Origin of the sequence: Campylobacter sp. CCUG 57310 (genome assembly GCF_013201975.1) — a bacterium.
Lineage (GTDB): Bacteria > Campylobacterota > Campylobacteria > Campylobacterales > Campylobacteraceae > Campylobacter_A > Campylobacter_A canis.
Window position 1 is genome coordinate 133,240 of record NZ_CP053845.1, and the last position, 20,216, is coordinate 153,455.

Consider the following 20,216-nt stretch of genomic DNA (forward strand, 5'->3'; position numbering starts at 1 on the left):
TATAATATTTCCAAATCAAAAAGGAAATTTTATGAAAACACGAGTAATTACCGGCGTTATAATGTTTTTGGCTATTTTGATAGTATTTCTTATCGATAGCCATCTGCTAAATTTCGCTGTTTTGGGCGCTGTTTTATTTATCTCGTTCATAGAAAGCGAGAGATTATACGGAATTCACGAGAAGTCATTAGTGCTTATCGCTATGATTTTTTATCTTCTAACACCTTTTTCAAATCCTGTTTTTATAGCGCTTTTGGCGGTATTGCTCGTTTTAAGCGTGCTTGTTCATTTTAAAAGCGAAAATTTAAAATCCGTCTTGCCGTTTTTATACCCGATGACTCCGATATTTCTTATCTGGATGCTTTATGATACATACGGTATAGGATATCTGGCGTGGATGATATTTATAGTTATAGCTTGCGATAGCGGGGCATATTTCATCGGAAAGCGCTTTGGCAAGCACTCCTTTAGCCCGACTTCGCCTAATAAAACTTGGCAAGGAGTAATCGGTGGCATATGCGCTGCAAGCGTTGCCGGAAGCGTGTTTGGCTACATAATAACCGAAGCCTTTTTTCATAGCTTGCTTACAAGCTTCTTTGTGGGCGCTTTTAGTGTTTGGGGCGATCTGTTTGAGAGCTATTTAAAGCGCAAAGCGGGAGTTAAAGATAGCGGCGATCTGTTTCCTGGTCACGGAGGCATGCTTGATAGGATAGACGGGTATCTGTTTGGCGTAGTTGCGATGCTTTGGATGCTTTCGTGGTAGTTCTAGGCTCAACCGGCTCCATAGGCAAAACCAGCTTAAATTTAGCTCATAAATTTAATATCGGCATTGAGGCTATTAGCTGCAACTCAAACTACGAGCTTTTAAACGAGCAAATTTTAAAATTTAATCCCAAATTTGTCTGTATAAACGACGAAAATTTGGCTAAATTCGTTAAGCATAAGCAGGTTTTTACAGGAGAACAGGGTATTTTAGATATGCTTGAAGCTTGCAAGTCTAAGCTTGTGATAAACTCTCTTGTGGGTTTTGCGGGGCTTGCTCCAAGCGTGAAAATCCAAAATTTAGGCAAAAAACTAGCATTAGCCAATAAAGAAAGCCTTGTAGTGGGCGGTAAATTTCTAAATGCAAAAGAGATAAATCCGATAGATAGCGAGCATTTTGGACTGAAATTTCTACTTGAAAACAAAACGCCCGCAGGTAGCCTCATCATAACCGCAAGCGGCGGAGCTTTTTACAAAACTCCTATCAAAGCGCTAAAAAACGTAACGGCAAAAGATGCTCTAAAGCACCCAAACTGGGATATGGGCGCTAAGATAACCATAGATAGCGCGACGATGGCAAACAAGCTTTTTGAGGTTTTAGAAGCGTTTTGGCTCTTTGGCACAGATAGGCTAGATGCCTTAATAGAGCCTACGTCGATGATTCATGCGCTTGTAGCCTTTAAAGACGGCTCAACTATGGCTCATCTTTCAAGAACCGATATGAGTTTAGCGATTGCGCATGCTGTTTTGGGTGATTTAAACGCGTCAAATGCAGATCAAAAAAATAAAAAATTCAGTCAAAACATAACTGCGAATTTAGATCTGCTCGCGCTTAAAAACATAAAATTTCATAAGATAAATTTAAACAAATATCCGATTTTTTCGCTTAAAGACGAGCTTTTGGCAAATCCTGATTTAGGAGTTATCGTAAATGCGGCAAATGAGATCGGAGTATTTAAATTTCTAAAAAACGAATGCGAATTTTTAGAAATTTCAAGAGTGGTTTTAAAAAGCGTTAAAGAGTTTGGAAATACTAAGATTGCAAGCCTTAACGAGCTTTTTGAGATAGATAAAGAAGTAAGAATTTGGGCTAGCAAAGAGATAAAAGAAAGGGTGTGAATGCAAAAATACGAAGGGTATAAATTTAGGTTAAAAGATAGCCTTATAGGCGTTCAGTTTTTATTTGTGGCGTTTGGTGCGCTGGTTTTAGTGCCGATTTTAACAGGGCTTGATACGAGCGTGGCGCTATTTACGGCAGGTATCGGAACTCTTTTGTTTCAGGTTGTTACTCGCAAAAACGTTCCGCCGATATTTTTGGCAAGCAGCTTTGCCTTCATAGCTCCTATAACTTTTAGTATCGAGAAGTGGGGACTCTCTGCTACGATGGGCGGGCTTTTTGCCGCAGGGATTTTTTATGTAGTGCTTAGCTTTATCGTTCGCTACCGAGGCGAGGGCTTTTTGCACAAATTACTTCCGCCTGTGGTTGTTGGGCCTGTGATAGTTACTATCGGACTTATTTTGGCTCCCGCTGCGGTAAATATGGCGATGGGTAAAGGAAACGAGGCCCTTTACGGCCAAAACACGGCGATGAGCATAGCCTTTTTGTCCTTGCTTGCTACGATTTTGGTTATGATGTTTGGCAAGGGAATGATGCGACTTATACCGATTCTTTGCGGTATAGTGGTTGGTTATGCGGCTTCTTATTTTGCAGGCATTGTTGATTTTGCACCGATTGCAAAGGCGAGTTGGTTTGCGGTGCCAAATTTCACTACGCCTAGCTTTAACTTTGACGCTATCATCTATATGGTGCCTATAGCTATCGCGCCTGCTATCGAGCACATCGGCGATATGCTAGCTATCAGTAACGTTACTAAAGAGAATTTCTTAAAAAATCCGGGGCTTAAAAACACCCTTTTAGGAGACGGGCTTGCTACTTCTGCGGCTTCGCTTTTCGGCGGTCCGCCAAATACGACTTACTCCGAGGTTACGGGTGCGGTAAGTATCACTAAGGCATATAATCCTGCGATCATGACTTTTGCTGCGATTACGGCGATCTTGCTTGCATTTATCGATAAGCTTGGAGCCGTGCTTGCTACGATTCCGACTCCTGTTGTGGGCGGTATCATGCTGCTTTTATTTGGTATTATCGCTTCTGTCGGTATAGAAACACTTATAAAGCACGAAGTTGATCTTGCCGAGCCAAGGAATATGATCATCGTAGCGCTTATCTTTGTTTGTGCGATAGGCGGCATGGTGCTTGACTTTGGCGTGGTTAGCTTTTCGGGTGTGGGTCTTGGTGCGCTAGTTGGTATCGTGCTAAATTTACTACTACCAAAAACCAAGCATTACGAGGGCTTTTAGAGGTGATTTTAGGGATAGAAAGTAGCTGTGATGACAGCTCTATCGCGCTTTTTGATATCAAAAATTTAAAGCTCATACATCATAAAAAGATATCTCAAGACGAAGAGCACTCAAAATTTGGCGGAGTGGTGCCCGAGCTTGCCGCAAGGCTGCACACTGCCGCTTTGCCAAAGCTGCTTGAAGAGATAAGGCCAAATTTTAAGGATATCAAGGCAATTGCCGTTACAAATGAGCCCGGGCTTACCGTAAGCTTGGTGGGCGGAGTGAGTATGGCAAAGGCGCTTAGTATCTCGCTAAATGTGCCGTTAATCGCAGTAAATCATCTCATAGGGCATATTTATTCGCTTTTTTTAGAAGAAGAGGCACGCTTTCCGCTTGGTGTGATGCTCGTTAGCGGCGGTCATACGATGATACTTGACATCGATGAAAAGGGAGATATCAAGCTGCTTGCTTCCACGATGGATGATAGCTTTGGCGAGAGCTTTGATAAGGTTGCTAAGATGCTTGATCTTAGCTATCCGGGCGGGGTTGAAGTGCAAAACGCAGCGCAGCGATGTGTGCAAAAAGACAGGTTTAAATTCACGGTTCCTCTTTTGTTTGATCCTCGCACGGCTTATAGCTTTTCAGGGCTTAAAAATCAGGTCAGAGTCGAGATAGAAAAGCTAAAAGAAAGCGGAAATTTAATCGAGCAAGATATCAGCGACATCTGCTACGCTTTTGAAAATGCAGCCTGCGAGCATATTTTAAATAAGCTTGAGAAGGTATTTAACGAGCGAAAATTCAGGCGTTTTGGCGTAGTAGGCGGAGCAAGCGCGAATTTAAATTTACGCTCTCGAATTGAGAATTTATGCTCTAAATTTGATTGCGAGCTTTTGCTTGCACCGCTTAAATTTTGCTCGGATAATGCCGCTATGATAGCTAGAGCAGGGCGTGAGAAATACCTTAAAAATCAGTTTGTAAAATTTGATGAGCTAAAGATAAATCCGCGTGTTAAATTTGATGAGGCTTGAATTTTAGTTCTTGTGCTTTTTTATTGACTTAAAGTCTGCACCAATCTAAAAACCAAGTAACTTTGCGTTCAAGTAGCAAAGACAATATTAAAAGGCGTTGAAAGCGCTATGAAATTTAAATTTGATTGCTATTTGCTACTGTTTATAAATTCTAAAATTTCATCTTTTTTATCTAGGAATTTGTCTGAAATCACGATAAATTCGTTGCTTTTTAGATTTTGCACGGTATAAAGCGGCGAATTTTTATTTTTTAGATCTATCATCACGGCACCCGCTTCGCTAGCTATAATTTCACCTGCGGCGTTATCCCAGATACAGCTTGGACTAAATCTTGCGTAAATTTCAGCCGTATCCTCGGCTATTTTACAAAATTTGATAGCGGAACTTAGTCTAAAGGGCTCTAAATTTAGGCTTTGGGCTAGCAAATTCGGGATTTTATTTTTGCTATACCTGCTAACGGTTATTAAGCTTTTACTCGCTTTGTTTGATACGTTTTTTAAATTTTCTTTTGAAAATTGTGCGTTTTGATCTTGATAAGAGCTGAAATTTGGCATTTTTTCGTAGTGCGATCCTTGATTCTTGATCGCATAAAAAAGCTCGTTTGATATCGGTATATAAATCACGCCTAAAATCGGTCTAAAATCCTTGATAAGGGCTATGCAGACGCAAAATTCACCTATCCCGCTAATAAAATCATTTGTGCCGTCAAGCGGGTCTATAAGCCAAAATTCATTTGTATTTTCATCTAAAATTTTCTCTTCCGAGCAAATCGGCAGACCGCTTGAGCTTAAAATTTCAAAAATTTTGTCGTTTGAGGCAAGATCGGCTTGAGTAACGGGTGATTTATCGGGCTTTATGTAAATTTCATAGCCTATTTTTTCTTTTGAGTCGTTTTGCTCAGGGCTGTTTGAAATTTTGCTTTTCTTAAAAGGCAAATTATCTTTATCAATCGGTATATTTTGCATTAGCGCTTGTTTTAGCTCTTTATCTAAGTCGCTTTTGTAGAATTTTAAAATCTCTTTTCCGCCCTCAAAGGCGGCGCTTTTGGCTAGTTCAAGTAAAAAATTCAGGTCTTTCATTTTAATCCAAATTTATAGATATGGCATAAGGCAATCAGCTTAAAAATTTAAACTTTGCCCACTTTTATTTTTATCAAGGGGGCGGTTGCTCAGAGTTACAAGGCCCGCTCCGTCCCCTTTAACCCGCACCTAGGGCGACGTTATAAGTTGCTGTGCTTTGCACAGGTTTAAAAATCACTTCGGCGTTCGGTTTGTCTCTCCGACATAAAGCTGTCTAGGACGAACGATCTTGATCGTATCTTGCTCTTTTAGCTCTATCCACTGGCTTATCCAGCCCGGTGTGCGCCCGATCACAAAGATAACGGCGAACATATCGTTTGGAATCGATAGCGCCTTTAATATAAGTCCCGAATAAAAATCCACGTTCGGATAAAGATTGCGCGAGATGAAATAATCATCGCTAAGTGCGATTTCTTCGATCTTTTTGGCGATTTTTAAAAGCTCGGTATTTATGCCGATCTCGTCAAAGAGCTGATCGCACATCTTTTTAAGCACTCTTGCGCGCGGGTCGAAATTCTTATATACGCGGTGCCCAAAGCCCATGAGTCTAAACGGATCGTTTTTATCCTTTGCGCGCGCGATGTATTTTTCTACGTTTGCTACCGAGCCTATCTCTTCAAGCTGGCGTATGACTCCTTCGTTCGCTCCGCCGTGAGCCCATCCCCAAAGAGCTCCGATGCCTGCCGATATACACGCATACGGATGAGCGTGTGTTGAGCCTACGGTGCGGACTGTCGTGGTTGAGGCGTTTTGCTCGTGGTCGGCGTGAAGCATGAAAACCGTATCAAGAGCCTTTACTTCGATAGGTTTTAAATTCACGTGCTCATAAGGATAACTTCTCATCATATAAAGAAAATTTTCGGTAAATCCGCGGTCCAAATTCGGATAAATAATAGGAAGCCCTCTTGAGTAGCGATAGCTAAACGCGGCTATGGTAGGGATTTTGGCAATTATTCGCATAGCCATTTCGTGGTATTCTTCGGGTTTGTCCATATTAAGATGATCGAAATAAAACGCACTAAGCGCAGAAACGCTAGCTTGCAAGATCGCCATAGGATGAGCTTTATCCGGAAAAGCGTCGAAAATTTTCATCATGCCTTCGTGTATAAAGGAGCGCTTTTTAAGCTCGAGTCTAAATTCATCATACTCTTTTGCGTTAGGCAATTCTTTGTTTAAAAGCAGATACGCGACATCAAGGAAGGTTTTGTTGTCGGCTAGATATGCTATATCATATCCGCGGTGCATAAGCTCGCCTTTAAGTCCGTCTATATAGGTGATAGACGAGCGGCACATTGCGGTTGAAGTGTACCCGCGGTCAAAGGTAAACATACCCGTTTGGCTGAAAAATGTCGATATATCTATGACATCAGGACCCATAGTGCCTTGTAAAATCGGGAATTCGTAGCTCTTGCCGTTTCTGTTGTCCGTAAGCGTGACGGTGTTTGACATCTTTACTCCTTTGAGATTGCTCTAAAATTTTTCTTTTGGGAATTCATCAAAATTTTTATACTTATCATCACTATTATAGCCTGAGTTAGACTTGCAAGGATACAAGAGAAGTAAAATTCCTCGCTTATGTCGCCTGATTTGTGAGCTATGGTAGCAACGGCTATCAAAAGCGTAAGCGGCATAGAGTGAGATAGTGCGTAAAGCATAGTCTTTTTAAAGCCGAGCAAATTTAAAAATACAAGGCTTGCTATCATCCTAAAGCCTATCATTACCGATACTATCAGCATAGCGTTTTTGATGATGCCATCCATGAATAAAGCGTCAATCTTAAAAGTAGAGCCGATATATATGAAAAACGTAGGTACCAAAAAGCCAAATCCAAAGCTTGCAAGCTTATGCGGAAGATCTTTTTTGTGATCAAAAAATGTCGCTATAAATGTGCCTGCGACAAAAGCTCCAAAGGCTATCTCAAGATCAAGATAAAGCATAAGTGCGATAATGCCGAAAAATAGCGCCATAGAAAGCCTTATGTCTTTTTCGGCGTTATCATAATGAGGCATAAGCATGACTTTTAGCTGAGGATACCACCAAAAAAGCACGTTTAGCATCTTAAAGCCAAATGCGCTAAGCAGTAAAAATCCTCCAAGGTAAATGATAGAAAGTGCCAGCTCGCTTCCGGCGCCAAATTTCAGATATGCCCCGACAAACGTCAAAAGAACTATACTTACAACTTCACCTATGGAGCCGACAAGCATGCCTAAATTTAGCCATTTTTCTTCTCTTCCGTACTCTTTAAACAGCGTAAATATCATACCCACGCTCATAAGCGGTATGATGAGGATAAAAAGAGGTGTTAGATCAAAGCTAAACGTAATTATAGATGAGAGCAGATATAGTAGTGCGATGTATATGAGCCCTGATTTTAGTATTTTTTTATCGGTTGTAAAAAATATCTTTAGATCAACCTCGGTTCCCGCTAAAAACATCAGGTAGAAAAACCCGACTTCGCTAACTATGTGAAATATATCGTTGTGCCCTATAAGTCCGAAATACCCCGCAGCCGCACCTAAAATGATCTCAACCGGAGCGATTGGGATACGCAAAATTTTAGAAAAATACGGCGAGGTAAATACTATAAAAGCAAGTGCTATTAGTATGCTAAGACCGCTAGTGGCAGAGTGTGGCAAAGCTATATCCCCTTTTTGTAAGCTCTTTTATATCGCTGCTTGCAACTTCGCCTTTAGCCGTAAGATAATCTCCTATCACAATAGCCTCCGCGCCGTAGTCAAAAACTTCATATTGACGCTCTTTAAGCACCGCTTCGCGGCCGCCTGCTATCATTACTCTTGCGTTTGGCAAAGCCTCTTTCGTATCTTTTATGATTCTTAGCGCCTCATCTTGGCTTAGCTTTTTTTGTTTTATAGGAAGTGCTGCGTGCGGGATAAAGAAATTTATAGGCGTGGAAAACGGATCAAGCTCTTTTAGACTATTTCTAAAGCTAACTCTATCCTCGTTACTCTCGCCAAGTCCGTATATACCCCCGCAACAAAGCGTCAGTCCTGCCCTTTTGGCGTTTAAATTCGTCTCAAATCTCTCATCCCAAGTGTGCGTAGTGCAAATTTTAGCAAAGTATTCGCGGCTGGTTTCAAGATTGTGGTTGTAGCTAAAAACTCCCGCACTCTTAAGCTCTTTAAGCGCTTCGTAGCTTGCCATTCCGTTGCATGCGATCAGCATTAAATTCGGAAGCTCTTTTGAAATTTCTTTCGCCGCGCGGCAGATAAGTTCAAGCTTTGTGTCGTTTAAATTTTTACCCGAAGTTACTAGGCAAAAGCCAAGTGCGTGGTTATTTGAGGCTATTTTAGCCTCATAGATGATCTCTTCGATTGTTTTTAATTTGTATTTTTCTATTCTGGCGTCTATTTTTGCGCTTTGCGTGCAGTAACCGCAGTCTTCCGAGCAGTTGCCGACATTTAGCGAACAGATCGCGCATAGCATAATTTGTTTCATAAATTCTCTTTTTGTTGATTTTATAAAAATTAACATTATACAAAATCAAAGCTTTTATCTGTTTAAACGCGCCTTGTTTTGGCTTTTTGGTTGCAAATTTGAGTTAAATTTCTACTTTGAATAGGCTAAAATTTAGCCGTTTGAATTTTGATTAATCTTAAGCGTAAAAAGAGATATTGGCTTGGTTATCGTGTCGGTAAAGGTGGAAATTTTGGCGGAGGCGGCTCAAGCGGTAAAGCGGCTTAAGATATCAGGCAAAGTATCTAATACTCACTCGTTTTACTCGTTCGAAATTCTTTGTATAGAGGGATGGGCGAGTGATTATCCCTCTATCTGCTTTTTATTTTTGCACTTTACGCACTCTAGGAAAATGCCTTTTTTAAGCTCTTTTCTTGCCATCATGCCGCCACACTCGTCGCATTTTTCGGTTGTCGGCTCGTATTTACTGATAAAATTGCACTTCGGATAGCCTGAACATCCGTAAAATTTACCTCGCTTGCTTATGCGCTCAACCAGATCGCTTCCGCACTCAGGACAAGGCACGTCAAGCTTTTTAAGCTCTTTTTTCGGCTTTACTTGGTCGCTTGACTCGCTTGTTTCTTGTTTTTTGATATTGCGCGAGTATTTGCATTTTGGGAAATTTCCGCAAGCTATAAATTCACCAAATCGCCCTTTTCTAAGAAGTAAATCGCCTCCGCATTCAGGGCATTTTTCGCCGATCGGAGTTGCTACTTTTTGGCTTTTTATATTTGTTTTGCCGCTTGAGATCTTCTCCATAAACGGATAGTAAAATTCGCTTAAAAGCTTTTGCCAATCAACCTTATCTTCAGCTACGCTATCAAGCTTTTCTTCCATAACCGACGTAAATTCGCTATCCACGATATCGCTAAAGTGTTCTTCAAGCACACCCATCATCGTAAATGCTATCTCATTTGGTATGAGCTGCTTTTTTTCCACTCTTACGTAATCGCGCGAAGTTAGTAGCGATATGGTCGGTGCGTATGTGCTTGGGCGACCGATCCCTAGGCTTTCAAGCTTTTTAACAAGCCCCGCTTCCGAGTAGCGACTAGGCGGTTCGGTGAAGTGCTGGCTACTTGATATGCTTTGTAAGCTCATCTCGTCGCCGATATTTAAATTTGGTAAAATTTTATCCTTATCCAAATCCCCGTAAGCTTTATAAAAGCCGTCAAATAGCACCTTTCGTCCACTTATCTTAAACTCGCCCTTATCGCCTGACACAAAGACATTTTGCGTTTGGCTTATGCTTGCGCTCATTTGGCACGCTAAAAAGCGGTTGTATATAAGCGTATAAAGCTTAAGCGCGTCTTTTTCCAGAAATTTAGCCGCTATTTCAGGAGTGAAGCTTAAATTTGTAGGGCGTATCGCCTCGTGAGCTTCTTGTGCGCCTTTACTTTTGGTAGCGTAAATTTTAGCCTTGCTTGGCAGGTATTTCTCTCCGTATTCGCTTTTAATGATCTTGCGTGCTGCTTCAACTGCCTCTTTGGCTAAATTTAAGCTATCGGTTCTCATGTATGTTATCGCGCCCATGAAGCCTTGATGGGTTTGCACACCTTCATATAGGCTTTGAGCGATCATCATTGTTTTTCTCGGGCTAAATCCAAGTCTATTGCTTGCACTTTGTTGAAGTGTTGAGGTCATAAACGGCGGACTTGGCTCGGTTTTGCGCTCTTTGCTTTCGATCTCGCGAATTTTAAATTTGTCGTTTTTTAAATTTTCTACGATAAATTTTGCACGATCCGGGTTTGTTATCGTAAGTTTTTCTATCTTTTGGTTTTCAAATTTTACAAGTTCGGCTTCTAAATCTTTTTTAAATTTTGTATCAATCGTATAGTATTCTATAGGCTTAAATGCCTGAATTTCACGCTCGCGATCTACTATTATCTTTAAAGCAGCACTTTGCACTCTGCCCGCGCTTAGTCCTTTTTGAATTTTTAAATTTAAAAGCGGAGAGAGTTTATACCCCACTATGCGATCAAGCAAACGACGCGCTTGCTGCGCATTTACGCTTGACATATTTATAGTTCGCGGGCTGTTTAAGGCGTTGTTTATCGCGGTTTTGGTTATCTCGTGAAATACGATTCTTGGCAGGCTTTCGGGTTTTTTGCCTATCGCCATTGCGATATGATAGGCTATGGCTTCTCCCTCTCTATCCTCGTCGGTTGCCAGATAGACGTTATCAGCGCTTTTAGCAAGCTCTTTTATCTCTTTTACTACTTTGGAATGATCGCTACTTACTTTGTATTCGGGAGTGAATTTGTCATCTTCTATCTTTATACCAAAAGTCGTTTTAGGAAGATCCCTGATATGCCCTTTGGAGGCTATCACATCGTAGTCTTTGCCTAAGAAATTCTTGATAGTTTTTGCTTTGGCGGGTGATTCTACGATGATTAAATTTTTCATTATTATAACCTTATTAAAAATTTATCGGCTAATTGTAGCAAAAATTTTATCATAAAAATAAAAATTTAATTTTTTTCATTTTGGCTATAAACTTTTTTTTAAAACTCACGATATAGTTTTTGTGCGACATGAAGTCGTAACTAAACTTAAAAGGATTTAAAATGAGTTTTCGCATTAACACTAACATAAATGCACTTAACACACACGCAAACGCAGTCAGTAACAACAGAGAGCTTTCTATGTCTCTTGGCAAATTAAGCTCAGGTTTGAGAATTCAAACCGCAGCTGACGACGCTTCAGGTTTGGCTATTGCAGATAGCCTTAGAGCTCAAGCTAACGCTTTAGGTCAAGCTATAGCAAACGGTAACGATGCTATTGGTATCATCCAAGTTGCAGATAAAGCAATGGACGAGCAGTTAAAAATTCTTGATACTATCAAGGTTAAAGCTACTCAATCGGCTCAAGACGGGCAGACAACTCAGTCTCGCCAAGCACTTCAAGCCGATATCGTTCGCCTTATGGAAGAGCTTGATAACATCGGTAATACGACTTCATTTAACGGTCAGCAACTACTTAACGGAACATTCTCTAACAAAGAGTTCCAAATCGGTGCTTACTCAAACCAAACTGTTAAAGCTTCTATCGGTGCTACAACATCAGACAAGATCGGTCTAACAAGATTTGAGAGTTCAAAGATTATGACATCGGCTGAAATAGTTAGCCTTACATTTATGAATGTGGATGGTGTGAATAACGTTAAAGTAGCATCAGCTGTTATATCTACAGGCATCGGTAAAGGTATAGGTGCTTTGGCTGAAAATATAAATAAAGTTGCGGACAAAACAGGTGTTAGAGCCACATTTGATGTTACAGCTATCGCAGATAAAGCTATCGCAGGTGGCAAGATAAGATCTCTTACTATTAATGGTGTCAAAATAGGAGACTTGGTAATTAAAGCAAAAGATGAAAATGGAGCTCTTGTTAATGCAATTAACTCTGTAAAAGATCAAACTGGAGTAGAGGCTTCAGTAAATACTGAAGGCAAACTTGTTTTAACAAGCCGTGAAGGTCGCGCTATAAGAATTACAGGTGACAATGGTGCTGATAAAAAAGTAGGACAGGCTTTGGGTATGTCAGAAAAAATTGCTGATATGCTAAGTAAAGAAGGTTCTGTGTTTGCAGGAAGGCTAAATCTTGTTCGTCTTGACGGTAGAGATATAAAAGTAGAGAGTGGCAATGCCGGCAAGAGTAAATTTTCTGTGGCATTTAGTGCAGATGGAAACAAAAATGGTGGTAATCAACAATCAGTATCTTTAAGAGATATAAAAGGTCAAATAAACGTAAGTGTTGCTGCAGCTATGGGCTTCCAAAGAATGAGTAGAGGTGTTATGACTTCAGCTCAATCAGCAGGTGTTATGACACTACGTGGTGCAATGGCGGTTATGGATATAGCAGAGTCTGCTCAACGCACGCTTGATTTTATCCGCTCTGACCTAGGTTCTGTTCAAAATCAACTTGTAGCAACAGTTAATAACATAACAGTTACTCAAGTAAACGTAAAATCGGCAGAGTCTCAAATAAGAGATGTTGATTTTGCTAAAGAATCAGCAAACTTCTCTAAGTTTAACATCCTAGCTCAATCAGGAAGTTATGCAATGAGTCAAGCTAACGCTGTTCAACAAAACGTTCTTAGATTGCTTCAGTAATCTAAGATAAGTTTCCTTGAAAACGTTTTAAGACTACTACAGTAGTATTAAAACGTTTCTACGCGAAGCAGGATTTTTTAAAATCCTGCGAAGTCAGCAATCTAGAATATCCATCCTTAAGCTTAAAAGCTTAAGGCTTCTTCAAAATGTGTTAAGTTGCTTAGTTGTTAAAACTCAAATTTCAAGCCGGATAATCCGACTTGAAATTTTAATATACTTAAAATTTAAAACTATCTTTGCTTTTACTTATAATTTGATTTTTCTATCAGACCTCTTTTTTTAAGCTCTTTTATCAAATTTCTTGAAGCTTTTTTAGTGGTTTCTATATCGGCATTTAGACCACCTGCAACTGAAAACAGCCAGTATTTATGAATTTCAAGCCACTCTATGAGCTTATTTACTTTTTCTATCGCCGTATCGCTTGGAGCAACTGAAATTTTAGCAAGTTCTAGCTCTTGGTAATAAATCGACATTGAAATAATGCTTTCTAATTGTTTTTGATAATTTTCTTTCATAATAAAATCTTTAGCTTTATCAATTTGGTTTGAAATTTTAACTAGTTTACCAAAAAGATTTTCTGTAATTTTTCCTTCATTTCTAAGTTTTAGTATTTTGTCTATTTGTGGAACTACATTTAAAAACACTTTTTCTACTTTAGATTTAGCAAGTTCTTGAATTTTTATTTTTTCGCTTATAACTTTATATGATTGCAAAAGGTATCTGTTTGCGGTTTTTTCTTTTACTTCGTTGATGTTTGGTAAATTTTTTACTTTTTTGTCTTTACAAAGCTTATCCATTACCTCTAAAAAAGGCTTTTCGATAGCGCCTTCTATCCTTGCTCCGCCCTCGGTGCAGTTATATGTTGCGATATCTTCTTTTTTGGATTCTTCTATGTCTTTTTCAAATTGATTTTTAAACTTATCCCAAATGTAAGTAGTTCTTACTTCGCCTTCTCCGCCATAAGCTTTGGTGTAGAGGTGTTCTTCTGCTTGAGCAAATGCGTGACCGGTCGCATGGCTCTTGCCGTCAGGAGCGAATGCTAAATCCTGTCCTATCAAAACGATATTTTTATGCCCTAGTGCATAGGCTAGTTGATATGCTTGATTGGCAGTGCTGTGTCCTATACCAAGATAGCCATAGTCTTTGAGATTAAATACAAATTCGCTTGATTGAGGGCGCATGGTTAGGACAAGTCTTCTTGGTGATATGTTTTTGATAGTTTGCTTGTGAGTGAGCGAAGCTACGATAAAGTATATGTCTTTATCGAATTCTTTGTTTTTATGCTTAAAAAAGCTTGAAGTAGCCACCACTCTTTCGATAGATGTTACGTAATCGGGCTTTATGCCGTGCTTTAATAGTATAGGATAAGAGGCATCAAGGCTGATGACCGTGACGTATGGAGCGAATTTTTTAAGCGTTGCAAGCTGTTTATCAAGACTAGGTCCTGTTGATACTACGACGGCTGTATTCATTAGTCCGTAGCGCTTTTTAACAAGATTGACATAGGAGTATCCTGTAATCATAACAGGTAAATTCTCTATATGGTGCCTTATGCCTATAAGCATATCGTCAATGCTGTTTCCGTTGCTTACTACCATTTGAGAGATGGCTTTAGTGAATTCTTGGTTGATCCTTTGGTAATCATCGGCAAAGTTGTCATAAAAAGCTGTATGTATATGCAGATCGTAAAGCTTTGCGTACCTGTTAAATTCAATTTTTGCTACCAAATAATAAAACTGTGAATAATTGGCAAATTCCGAGTAAAACAGAGTTAATCGCTCACTTGCAAGTTCGTTTGAAAGATCGATTAAATTTAACACTATATAAATTATCTCAAGCTCGGGCTCGACGACCACTATTCTTTGATGTGTTTCATTGCAAAGTAGTGCTTTGTATAAAATTCCGTTGCCAAGTCCGTAAAAATACATAATCGGATAGCGCTTATACTGTTTTTCAAGACTTTCAAGCATATCGTGCGTGTCTTTTACGGGATTTTCGTATATGTATTTAAAGCTTTTGCGATCAATTATGTTTATATCAAGAGGATCTTTTCCTATAAAAACTTCGTATTTGTCTTGAGCACCCATAGCAAAGAGCCTAGCGGCTAGAATTTCATCTTGCTGAAATAACGCTTGAAGGTTTCTTTCAAAGATAGGGTTTTGTATATGCCCTGCTTGACTGTCGGCTTTATTCTTAGTCTCTTTTGTGCTTATATTACTTTTGCCTATTTGCTCTTTTTTATCTATCTTTTTGCCCATTTTTTCTCCTTTTTTATAGATCCTCTTGTTTTATCGCTTCGCCAAATTCTATATCTCTTTTTACTGTTTTTCCTATTAGCTCTTTTTTAAATTTAGGATGAAGTCCGTAGCTTGGACGCACACTTTTTACGTTATCATCGCTAAAAATTTCTCCAGCTTTTATATCTTTGCTTGCATAAAGTGAGCGAGCAAATTTGCGGCTTTCGCCACCTGAGATAAACTGCTTTTTGCCAAGCAAGGCTTCAGCGTCTCGCACCGCTTTTACCATTTGGGAGAATTCCGCTTCATCAAGGCTAAACGCATCATCTACGCTTTTTACATCTTTGCTTAGTATGAAGTGCTTTTCGATTATACATGCCCCCAAGCTTACCGCTACAACGGGCGTAACGATACCTAAAGTATGATCGCTAAAGCCTATTTGCACGCCAAATTCATCTTTCATATAAGGTATATTTAGTAAATTCATCTCATTTAACGGCGCAGGATAGCTTGAAGTGCATTTTAAAAGAGCGATTTCGTTATTGCCTGTATTTTTGCAAATTTGCACGATATCCTCGATCTCTTCTTGAGTTGCGATGCCTGTTGATATGATGATTGGTTTATTTTTCTTGGCAACATACTCTACAAAATCATAATCAATCGCTTCAAAGCTGGCGATTTTATAAACCGGCGGATTAAACTGCTCTAAAAAATCCACATCGTCTTTGCAAAATGGGCTTGAAAAGCAGATTAAGCCCTCCTTATGCGCAGTGTCAAAAAGCTGCTCATGCCACTCTCTGGGAGTCATGGCTTGCTCGTAAAGCTCGTATAAATTTCGCCCGTCCCAAAGCCCGCCTCGTATAATAAAGTCCTCTTTTTTAGAATTTAGCGTAAGACTATCGGCAGTATATGTTTGTAACTTTATCGCATCGGCTCCGGCGCGTTTGGCTGCTTTTATGGTTTGAATCGCTGTCTCCAAGCTTCCCGAGTGGTTGGCTGAGAGTTCGGCGATGATAAATACGCTTTTACCCGTATCAAAATTTCCTATTTTCATATTGTTTTGCCTTGTAAATTCGCTTTTGTAAGCCTTAGATAGCTCATTTGATCATCCTTATCATAAATTTCAAAGCCAAATTTTTCATAAAGCGCAATGGCTTTTTTATTGAAATTATAAGCGCATGAATTGAGCCTAAAAACCTTTAGCTTGTCAAATGCATAGTTAATTATAATTTGCATTAATTTTGCGCCTTGATTTTTTAAATTCGGATTTGCATAAAGTCCGAATTCGCACTCCTTATCGCTTATGTTTATAAAGTCGATCACGCCGATAAATTCGTCATTTTCCTTTACCAAAAAGTAAATTTTATCATGTGCGGTTTTTAAGTTTTTGATAAATTTAAGATGCTCGTTTAAGTTTATATTTTTTGAGCGCATAAATTTCGCTACTCGCTCATCGTTTCGCCAATCAAAAACCATCATCTTTTGCTCTTTTGTAAGCTCGGTAAAATTTATAAGACGGATCATATCTCCTCGCTTGTATAGGCTTTATATCCGTTTTCTATAAGCCATTTATACATCTGTTTTTGATTGTTTGCAACCATAACCGCACTGAAATTTGCGCCTAAAACAAGCGCTTCGTTTACAAGGGAGCTTGCCGAGATGATAAGCTCTTTACTCTCGTTCATTAGTTTTGCGATTTGATTTGAGTCGGTAAAAAGAGTTAAGTTTTTATAGCTTTTCTCAAGCCTTTTAAGCGCGTTTAAATTTGCATTGGCACTTGTTGTAACAAGAGCGATTTTTAAATTTTTTTCAAGTAGTTTAAGCGCTAAATTTGCACTTAAATTTTTACTGTCCGTTCCGCCAAGTGCGATAAAAACGTCATAAATTTTCTCTCTTTTTATCTTTTTTTCTTGATAAAATTCATCTCTTACCAGCATAAATTCTCGCCCGCACCAAATTTCACAAGCGGGAGGCAGTAAATTTTCATATTTTTTGGTATTGGCAAATATATTTACGTTTAATAAAATATCGCAAAAATGGCTCTTATACTCATCGTCAAAGCTTAAAATTTTAACTCCCGTAGCCTCTTTTATCGTCTTTTCATCTTCGTAGTTAATGCCGTAGTGATCAACGATAAGAAGTTCAAATTTATGAGCGTTTATAAGGCTTATTAGCTTATCTAAATCGTTTGTTTTAAGAGTAAAAACAGGGGAATTTATCTCGTTTATGAGCGAGCCTTCAAAATTTATGCAAGCAAAGCCGATGTCTTTGAATTTTTTTGCAAGAACAATATCTCGCCTGATGTGTCCGTGCCCGATAGTTGCGGAGCTGTCGGCTCTAATTAAGGTTTTTAAATTTGCAAGTTTTTCAAAGCTCATGATTGATTTTATAAAGTTTTTGCGCGAACTCAAAATCTGCAAGCGTGTCTATATCACATACCAAGTGTCTTGGCAGGATAAATGCCCTAGAATGTGCCGCAAATATCGGCTTTTGCTCAAGCCACGCCTCGCGTTTTGCGAAATAAAACTGTCCTGCGTCGTGATACACTCTTTCTAAATCTTGCGAGCGAGTGCTTAGATGCTGCGGATAAAACATACTTACCGCGCCTTTTTCATCAAGCTTGATTGCACGCTGAATAGGAAAGCTAAATTCGCAAGCGGAAAATAAAAACTCACACTTATTATCTTGAAATTTCTCGTAAGCCTCACACAAAATTTCAGCCATTAAAAGCGGAGCCGTAGCATAAAGGCAACAGACGTTTTTAAAATTTTCGCCCATTTTAAGGCAGGCGTCTTTCATGACATCGCTTGTAGTTGCAAAATCATCGCTTAAATTCGCTTCTCGCATGAACGGCACTTTTGCGCCGAATTTAAGCGAAATTCTTGCGATATCCTTATCGTCTGTACTGACTATTACTTCGTCAAAAATGCCCGAATTTAGCGCACTTTTTATACTGTGAGCAATGAGCGGCAAGCCCGCAAAGTCTTTGATGTTTTTATGCGGTATCCGCTTGCTTCCGCCGCGAGCGGGTATGACGCAAAGATTCATATATCGCGCCTTTGGTTTGCAAATTCGCTAAGCACTTCAAGCAGAGTATCGGCTACGAATTTTGCGTCATCCATGCTCATGCTTTGGTGGCACGGCAAACTAAGTTCGGCTTTGTAAAAATCCTCTGCCGTCTTTAGCTCGATCTCTCCGTAAAGCTTGGTATAAAAGCTAAACTGATAAGTCGGTTTATAATGCACCTGCACGCCGACACCTCTTAAATGAAGCTCTTTAAAAATTTCCTCTTTTGAATTCCAAAGATTGCTAAAAAGCAAGATCGGATAAAGATGACGCGAGCTTTTTTTGTTTTCAGGGATTTTTATGAGGCTAAAATATGGATTTTTATCAAATCTTTCGTCGTAAAATTGAGCGATATTTTCACGAATTTCGATCATCTCGTCAAGTCTTTTAAGCTGGTTTAACCCTAGCGCGCAAGCTACGTCGCTTAGGCGGTAGTTGTATCCAAGCAGGCTCATATCGCTGTGCCAAAGTTCGGTTTTAGAAATTCCGTGACTTCTATATAGGCGCGCTTTTTTGGCTATCTCGTCGTCGTTTGTTACAAGTGCACCGCCCTCAAAAGTAGTGATAGGCTTAATCGCATGGAAGCTAAATACGCTTGCGTCCGCATGGCAGCCTACTTTAACTCCTTCTATAGCGCTACCAAGCGCATGTGAGGCGTCATCAAGCACTTTTATGCCTTTTGCGCGAGCTATTTTCATGATCTCTATTATGTTTACGCTATTTCCGCCAAAATCAACGGGAGCTATGACCTTTGTTTTTGATGTGATTAGCTCAGAAAGCTTGTTTTCGTTTATATTTCCGTCAAATTTGATGTCGCAAAATTTAACCTTAGCTCCCGCCATTAAAGCTGCGTTTGCCGTTGCCGCAAAGGTTAAAGGCGTAGTTATGACCTCGTCGTTTTCTTTTACGCCAAGAGCAAGATATCCGATGTGAAGCGCAGAAGTTGCCGAATTCATTACCACTGCGTGTTTTACTCCGACGTATTCGCAAATAGCAGCTTCAAATTGAGCCACCTTATCTCCGCCTGTTAAAATTTCCGCTTGCATAGCTTCGCAAACGGCTGCTATATCGCTATTTGTGATCTGTTGCTTGCTATAAGCTATCATTTATCATCTCCAAAAGACCCTCTTTATCAAGCCAAATTTTATTAGTATTTGAGCTGTATTCAAACCCGTCTTCTACAAGCTTGCCTCTTTCGCCAAGCGCATTTGTCGAAAAGTCTTGTATAGTCGCAAACTGAATGGACGGGCTTATCACGTAGTGGTCGCTAAATTCGTAAGTTAGGTGCGCATCGTCTTTTCCAACCATCACTTCATGCATTTTCTCTCCCGGTCTTATGCCTATGATTTTGACTTTAAGCTCAGGCGCAAGGGCGCGTGCAAGATCAAGCATAGTCATTGAAGGAATTTTAGGTATGAAAATTTCTCCACCCTTCATGCGCTCGAAATTTTTAAGAACGAAATTTACCCCTTGCTCAAGAGTGATCCAAAATCTCGTCATCTGCTCATGCGTTATAGGAAGCTCTTTTGCGCCTTCTTGAATGAGCCTTTTAAATAGTGGAACTACCGAGCCTCGAGAGCCGACGACATTGCCGTATCTTACGACGCTAAAGCGAGTTTTTTTACTGCCTGCTATGTTGTTTGCCGCGACAAACAGCTTATCGCTAGCAAGCTTTGTGGCTCCATATAAATTTACAGGATTGCACGCTTTGTCCGTTGATAGTGCGATCACTTTATTTACTCCGCAGGCAAAGGCTGCATCAATGACGTTCTGGGCGCCGTTTACGTTTGTTTTTATGCACTCCATCGGGTTATATTCGGCTATGGGAACGTGTTTCATCGCGGCTGCGTGAATGACAAAATCAACTCCGTCCATCGCAGTCTTAAGCCTCTTTTCATCGCGCACGTCACCGATAAAATATCTCATCGCGGGATTTTTAAAAACTTGAGCCATTTCGTATTGCTTAAGCTCGTCTCTTGAGTAGATAATTAGCCTTTTTGGTTTAAAATTATTAAGTAAAATTTCGGTGTATTTCTTGCCGAAGCTTCCCGTTCCGCCGGTGATTAAAATATTTTTTCCGTTAAACATCTTTATTTTCCTTGAGACTAAATTATAAAT

17 protein-coding genes are annotated in these 20,216 nt (G+C 39.7%); 5 read left to right on the forward strand and 12 right to left on the reverse strand.

Annotation, left to right across the window (positions count from 1 at the left end; all coding sequences use genetic code 11):
* Window positions 1-31 precede the first annotated feature (31 nt).
* The 4 genes from CORI_RS00775 to tsaD are packed head-to-tail and all read left to right on the forward strand — an operon-like array spanning window position 32 to window position 4,133.
* Window positions 32-763: a phosphatidate cytidylyltransferase gene (locus CORI_RS00775; protein WP_173030404.1), complete on the forward strand. Its 732-nt coding sequence runs from the start codon at window positions 32-34 to the stop codon at window positions 761-763.
* Window positions 757-1,881 carry a 1-deoxy-D-xylulose-5-phosphate reductoisomerase gene (gene dxr / locus CORI_RS00780; RefSeq protein ID WP_173030405.1) on the forward strand — a complete coding sequence of 375 codons (1,125 nt, stop codon included), beginning with the start codon at window positions 757-759 and terminating at the stop codon, window positions 1,879-1,881. Before CORI_RS00775 ends, dxr begins: the two co-directional genes overlap by 7 nt.
* Window positions 1,882-3,123 carry a uracil-xanthine permease family protein gene (locus CORI_RS00785; RefSeq protein ID WP_173030406.1) on the forward strand — a complete coding sequence of 414 codons (1,242 nt, stop codon included), beginning with the start codon at window positions 1,882-1,884 and terminating at the stop codon, window positions 3,121-3,123.
* A gap of 2 nt (window positions 3,124-3,125) precedes the next feature.
* Entirely contained in the window at window positions 3,126-4,133 is a 1,008-nt protein-coding gene (gene tsaD, locus CORI_RS00790; protein ID WP_173030407.1) for a tRNA (adenosine(37)-N6)-threonylcarbamoyltransferase complex transferase subunit TsaD, read from the forward strand.
* 128 nt (window positions 4,134-4,261) lie between these two features.
* Here the strand turns inward: tsaD and CORI_RS00795 are convergent, their stop codons facing one another.
* From CORI_RS00795 to topA, 5 genes are all read right to left on the reverse strand, one after another.
* Window positions 4,262-5,212 carry a 3'(2'),5'-bisphosphate nucleotidase CysQ gene (locus CORI_RS00795; protein WP_173030408.1) on the reverse strand — a complete coding sequence of 317 codons (951 nt, stop codon included), beginning with the start codon at window positions 5,210-5,212 and terminating at the stop codon, window positions 4,262-4,264.
* 174 nt (window positions 5,213-5,386) lie between these two features.
* On the reverse strand, window positions 5,387-6,661 hold the full coding sequence (locus CORI_RS00800; RefSeq protein WP_173030409.1) for a citrate synthase: 1,275 nt from the start codon (window positions 6,659-6,661) through the stop codon (window positions 5,387-5,389).
* A gap of 2 nt (window positions 6,662-6,663) precedes the next feature.
* Window positions 6,664-7,848, reverse strand: coding sequence for a cation:proton antiporter (locus CORI_RS00805; RefSeq protein WP_172198393.1), 1,185 nt, complete (start codon window positions 7,846-7,848; stop codon window positions 6,664-6,666).
* Window positions 7,829-8,668, reverse strand: a complete 840-nt coding sequence (locus CORI_RS00810) for a biotin synthase (RefSeq protein WP_173030410.1) — start codon at window positions 8,666-8,668, stop codon at window positions 7,829-7,831. Before CORI_RS00810 ends, CORI_RS00805 begins: the two co-directional genes overlap by 20 nt.
* Window positions 8,669-8,989: 321 nt before the next feature.
* Window positions 8,990-11,089 (reverse strand): type I DNA topoisomerase, encoded by a 2,100-nt coding sequence (gene topA, locus CORI_RS00815; protein ID WP_173030411.1) that lies wholly within the window; start codon window positions 11,087-11,089, stop codon window positions 8,990-8,992.
* A 161-nt stretch (window positions 11,090-11,250) separates the two neighbouring features.
* Between topA and CORI_RS00820 the strand changes: the two genes are divergently transcribed.
* A complete protein-coding gene (locus CORI_RS00820; protein WP_173030412.1) occupies window positions 11,251-12,795 on the forward strand; it encodes a flagellin B in 1,545 nt (514 codons plus the stop codon).
* A 242-nt stretch (window positions 12,796-13,037) separates the two neighbouring features.
* Here CORI_RS00820 and CORI_RS00825 read toward each other — a convergent pair whose 3' ends face one another.
* Genes CORI_RS00825 through pseB form a run of 7 tightly spaced genes read right to left on the reverse strand, consistent with a single transcriptional unit; the run spans window position 13,038 to window position 20,186 of the window.
* Window positions 13,038-15,053, reverse strand: coding sequence for a motility associated factor glycosyltransferase family protein (locus CORI_RS00825; protein ID WP_173030413.1), 2,016 nt, complete (start codon window positions 15,051-15,053; stop codon window positions 13,038-13,040).
* Between the two features lie 13 nt (window positions 15,054-15,066).
* Window positions 15,067-16,086: a pseudaminic acid synthase gene (gene pseI / locus CORI_RS00830; RefSeq protein ID WP_173030414.1), complete on the reverse strand. Its 1,020-nt coding sequence runs from the start codon at window positions 16,084-16,086 to the stop codon at window positions 15,067-15,069.
* Entirely contained in the window at window positions 16,083-16,556 is a 474-nt protein-coding gene (gene pseH, locus CORI_RS00835; protein WP_173030415.1) for a UDP-4-amino-4,6-dideoxy-N-acetyl-beta-L-altrosamine N-acetyltransferase, read from the reverse strand. Before pseH ends, pseI begins: the two co-directional genes overlap by 4 nt.
* On the reverse strand, window positions 16,553-17,410 hold the full coding sequence (gene pseG, locus CORI_RS00840) for a UDP-2,4-diacetamido-2,4,6-trideoxy-beta-L-altropyranose hydrolase (RefSeq protein WP_173030416.1): 858 nt from the start codon (window positions 17,408-17,410) through the stop codon (window positions 16,553-16,555). The genes pseH and pseG overlap by 4 nt, the downstream gene beginning before the upstream one ends.
* Window positions 17,400-18,080 carry a pseudaminic acid cytidylyltransferase gene (pseF, locus tag CORI_RS00845; RefSeq protein ID WP_173030417.1) on the reverse strand — a complete coding sequence of 227 codons (681 nt, stop codon included), beginning with the start codon at window positions 18,078-18,080 and terminating at the stop codon, window positions 17,400-17,402. The genes pseG and pseF overlap by 11 nt, the downstream gene beginning before the upstream one ends.
* Window positions 18,077-19,204 (reverse strand): UDP-4-amino-4,6-dideoxy-N-acetyl-beta-L-altrosamine transaminase, encoded by a 1,128-nt coding sequence (pseC, locus tag CORI_RS00850; RefSeq protein ID WP_173030418.1) that lies wholly within the window; start codon window positions 19,202-19,204, stop codon window positions 18,077-18,079. Before pseC ends, pseF begins: the two co-directional genes overlap by 4 nt.
* Window positions 19,191-20,186: a UDP-N-acetylglucosamine 4,6-dehydratase (inverting) gene (pseB, locus tag CORI_RS00855; protein ID WP_173030419.1), complete on the reverse strand. Its 996-nt coding sequence runs from the start codon at window positions 20,184-20,186 to the stop codon at window positions 19,191-19,193. Before pseB ends, pseC begins: the two co-directional genes overlap by 14 nt.
* Window positions 20,187-20,216 lie beyond the last annotated feature (30 nt).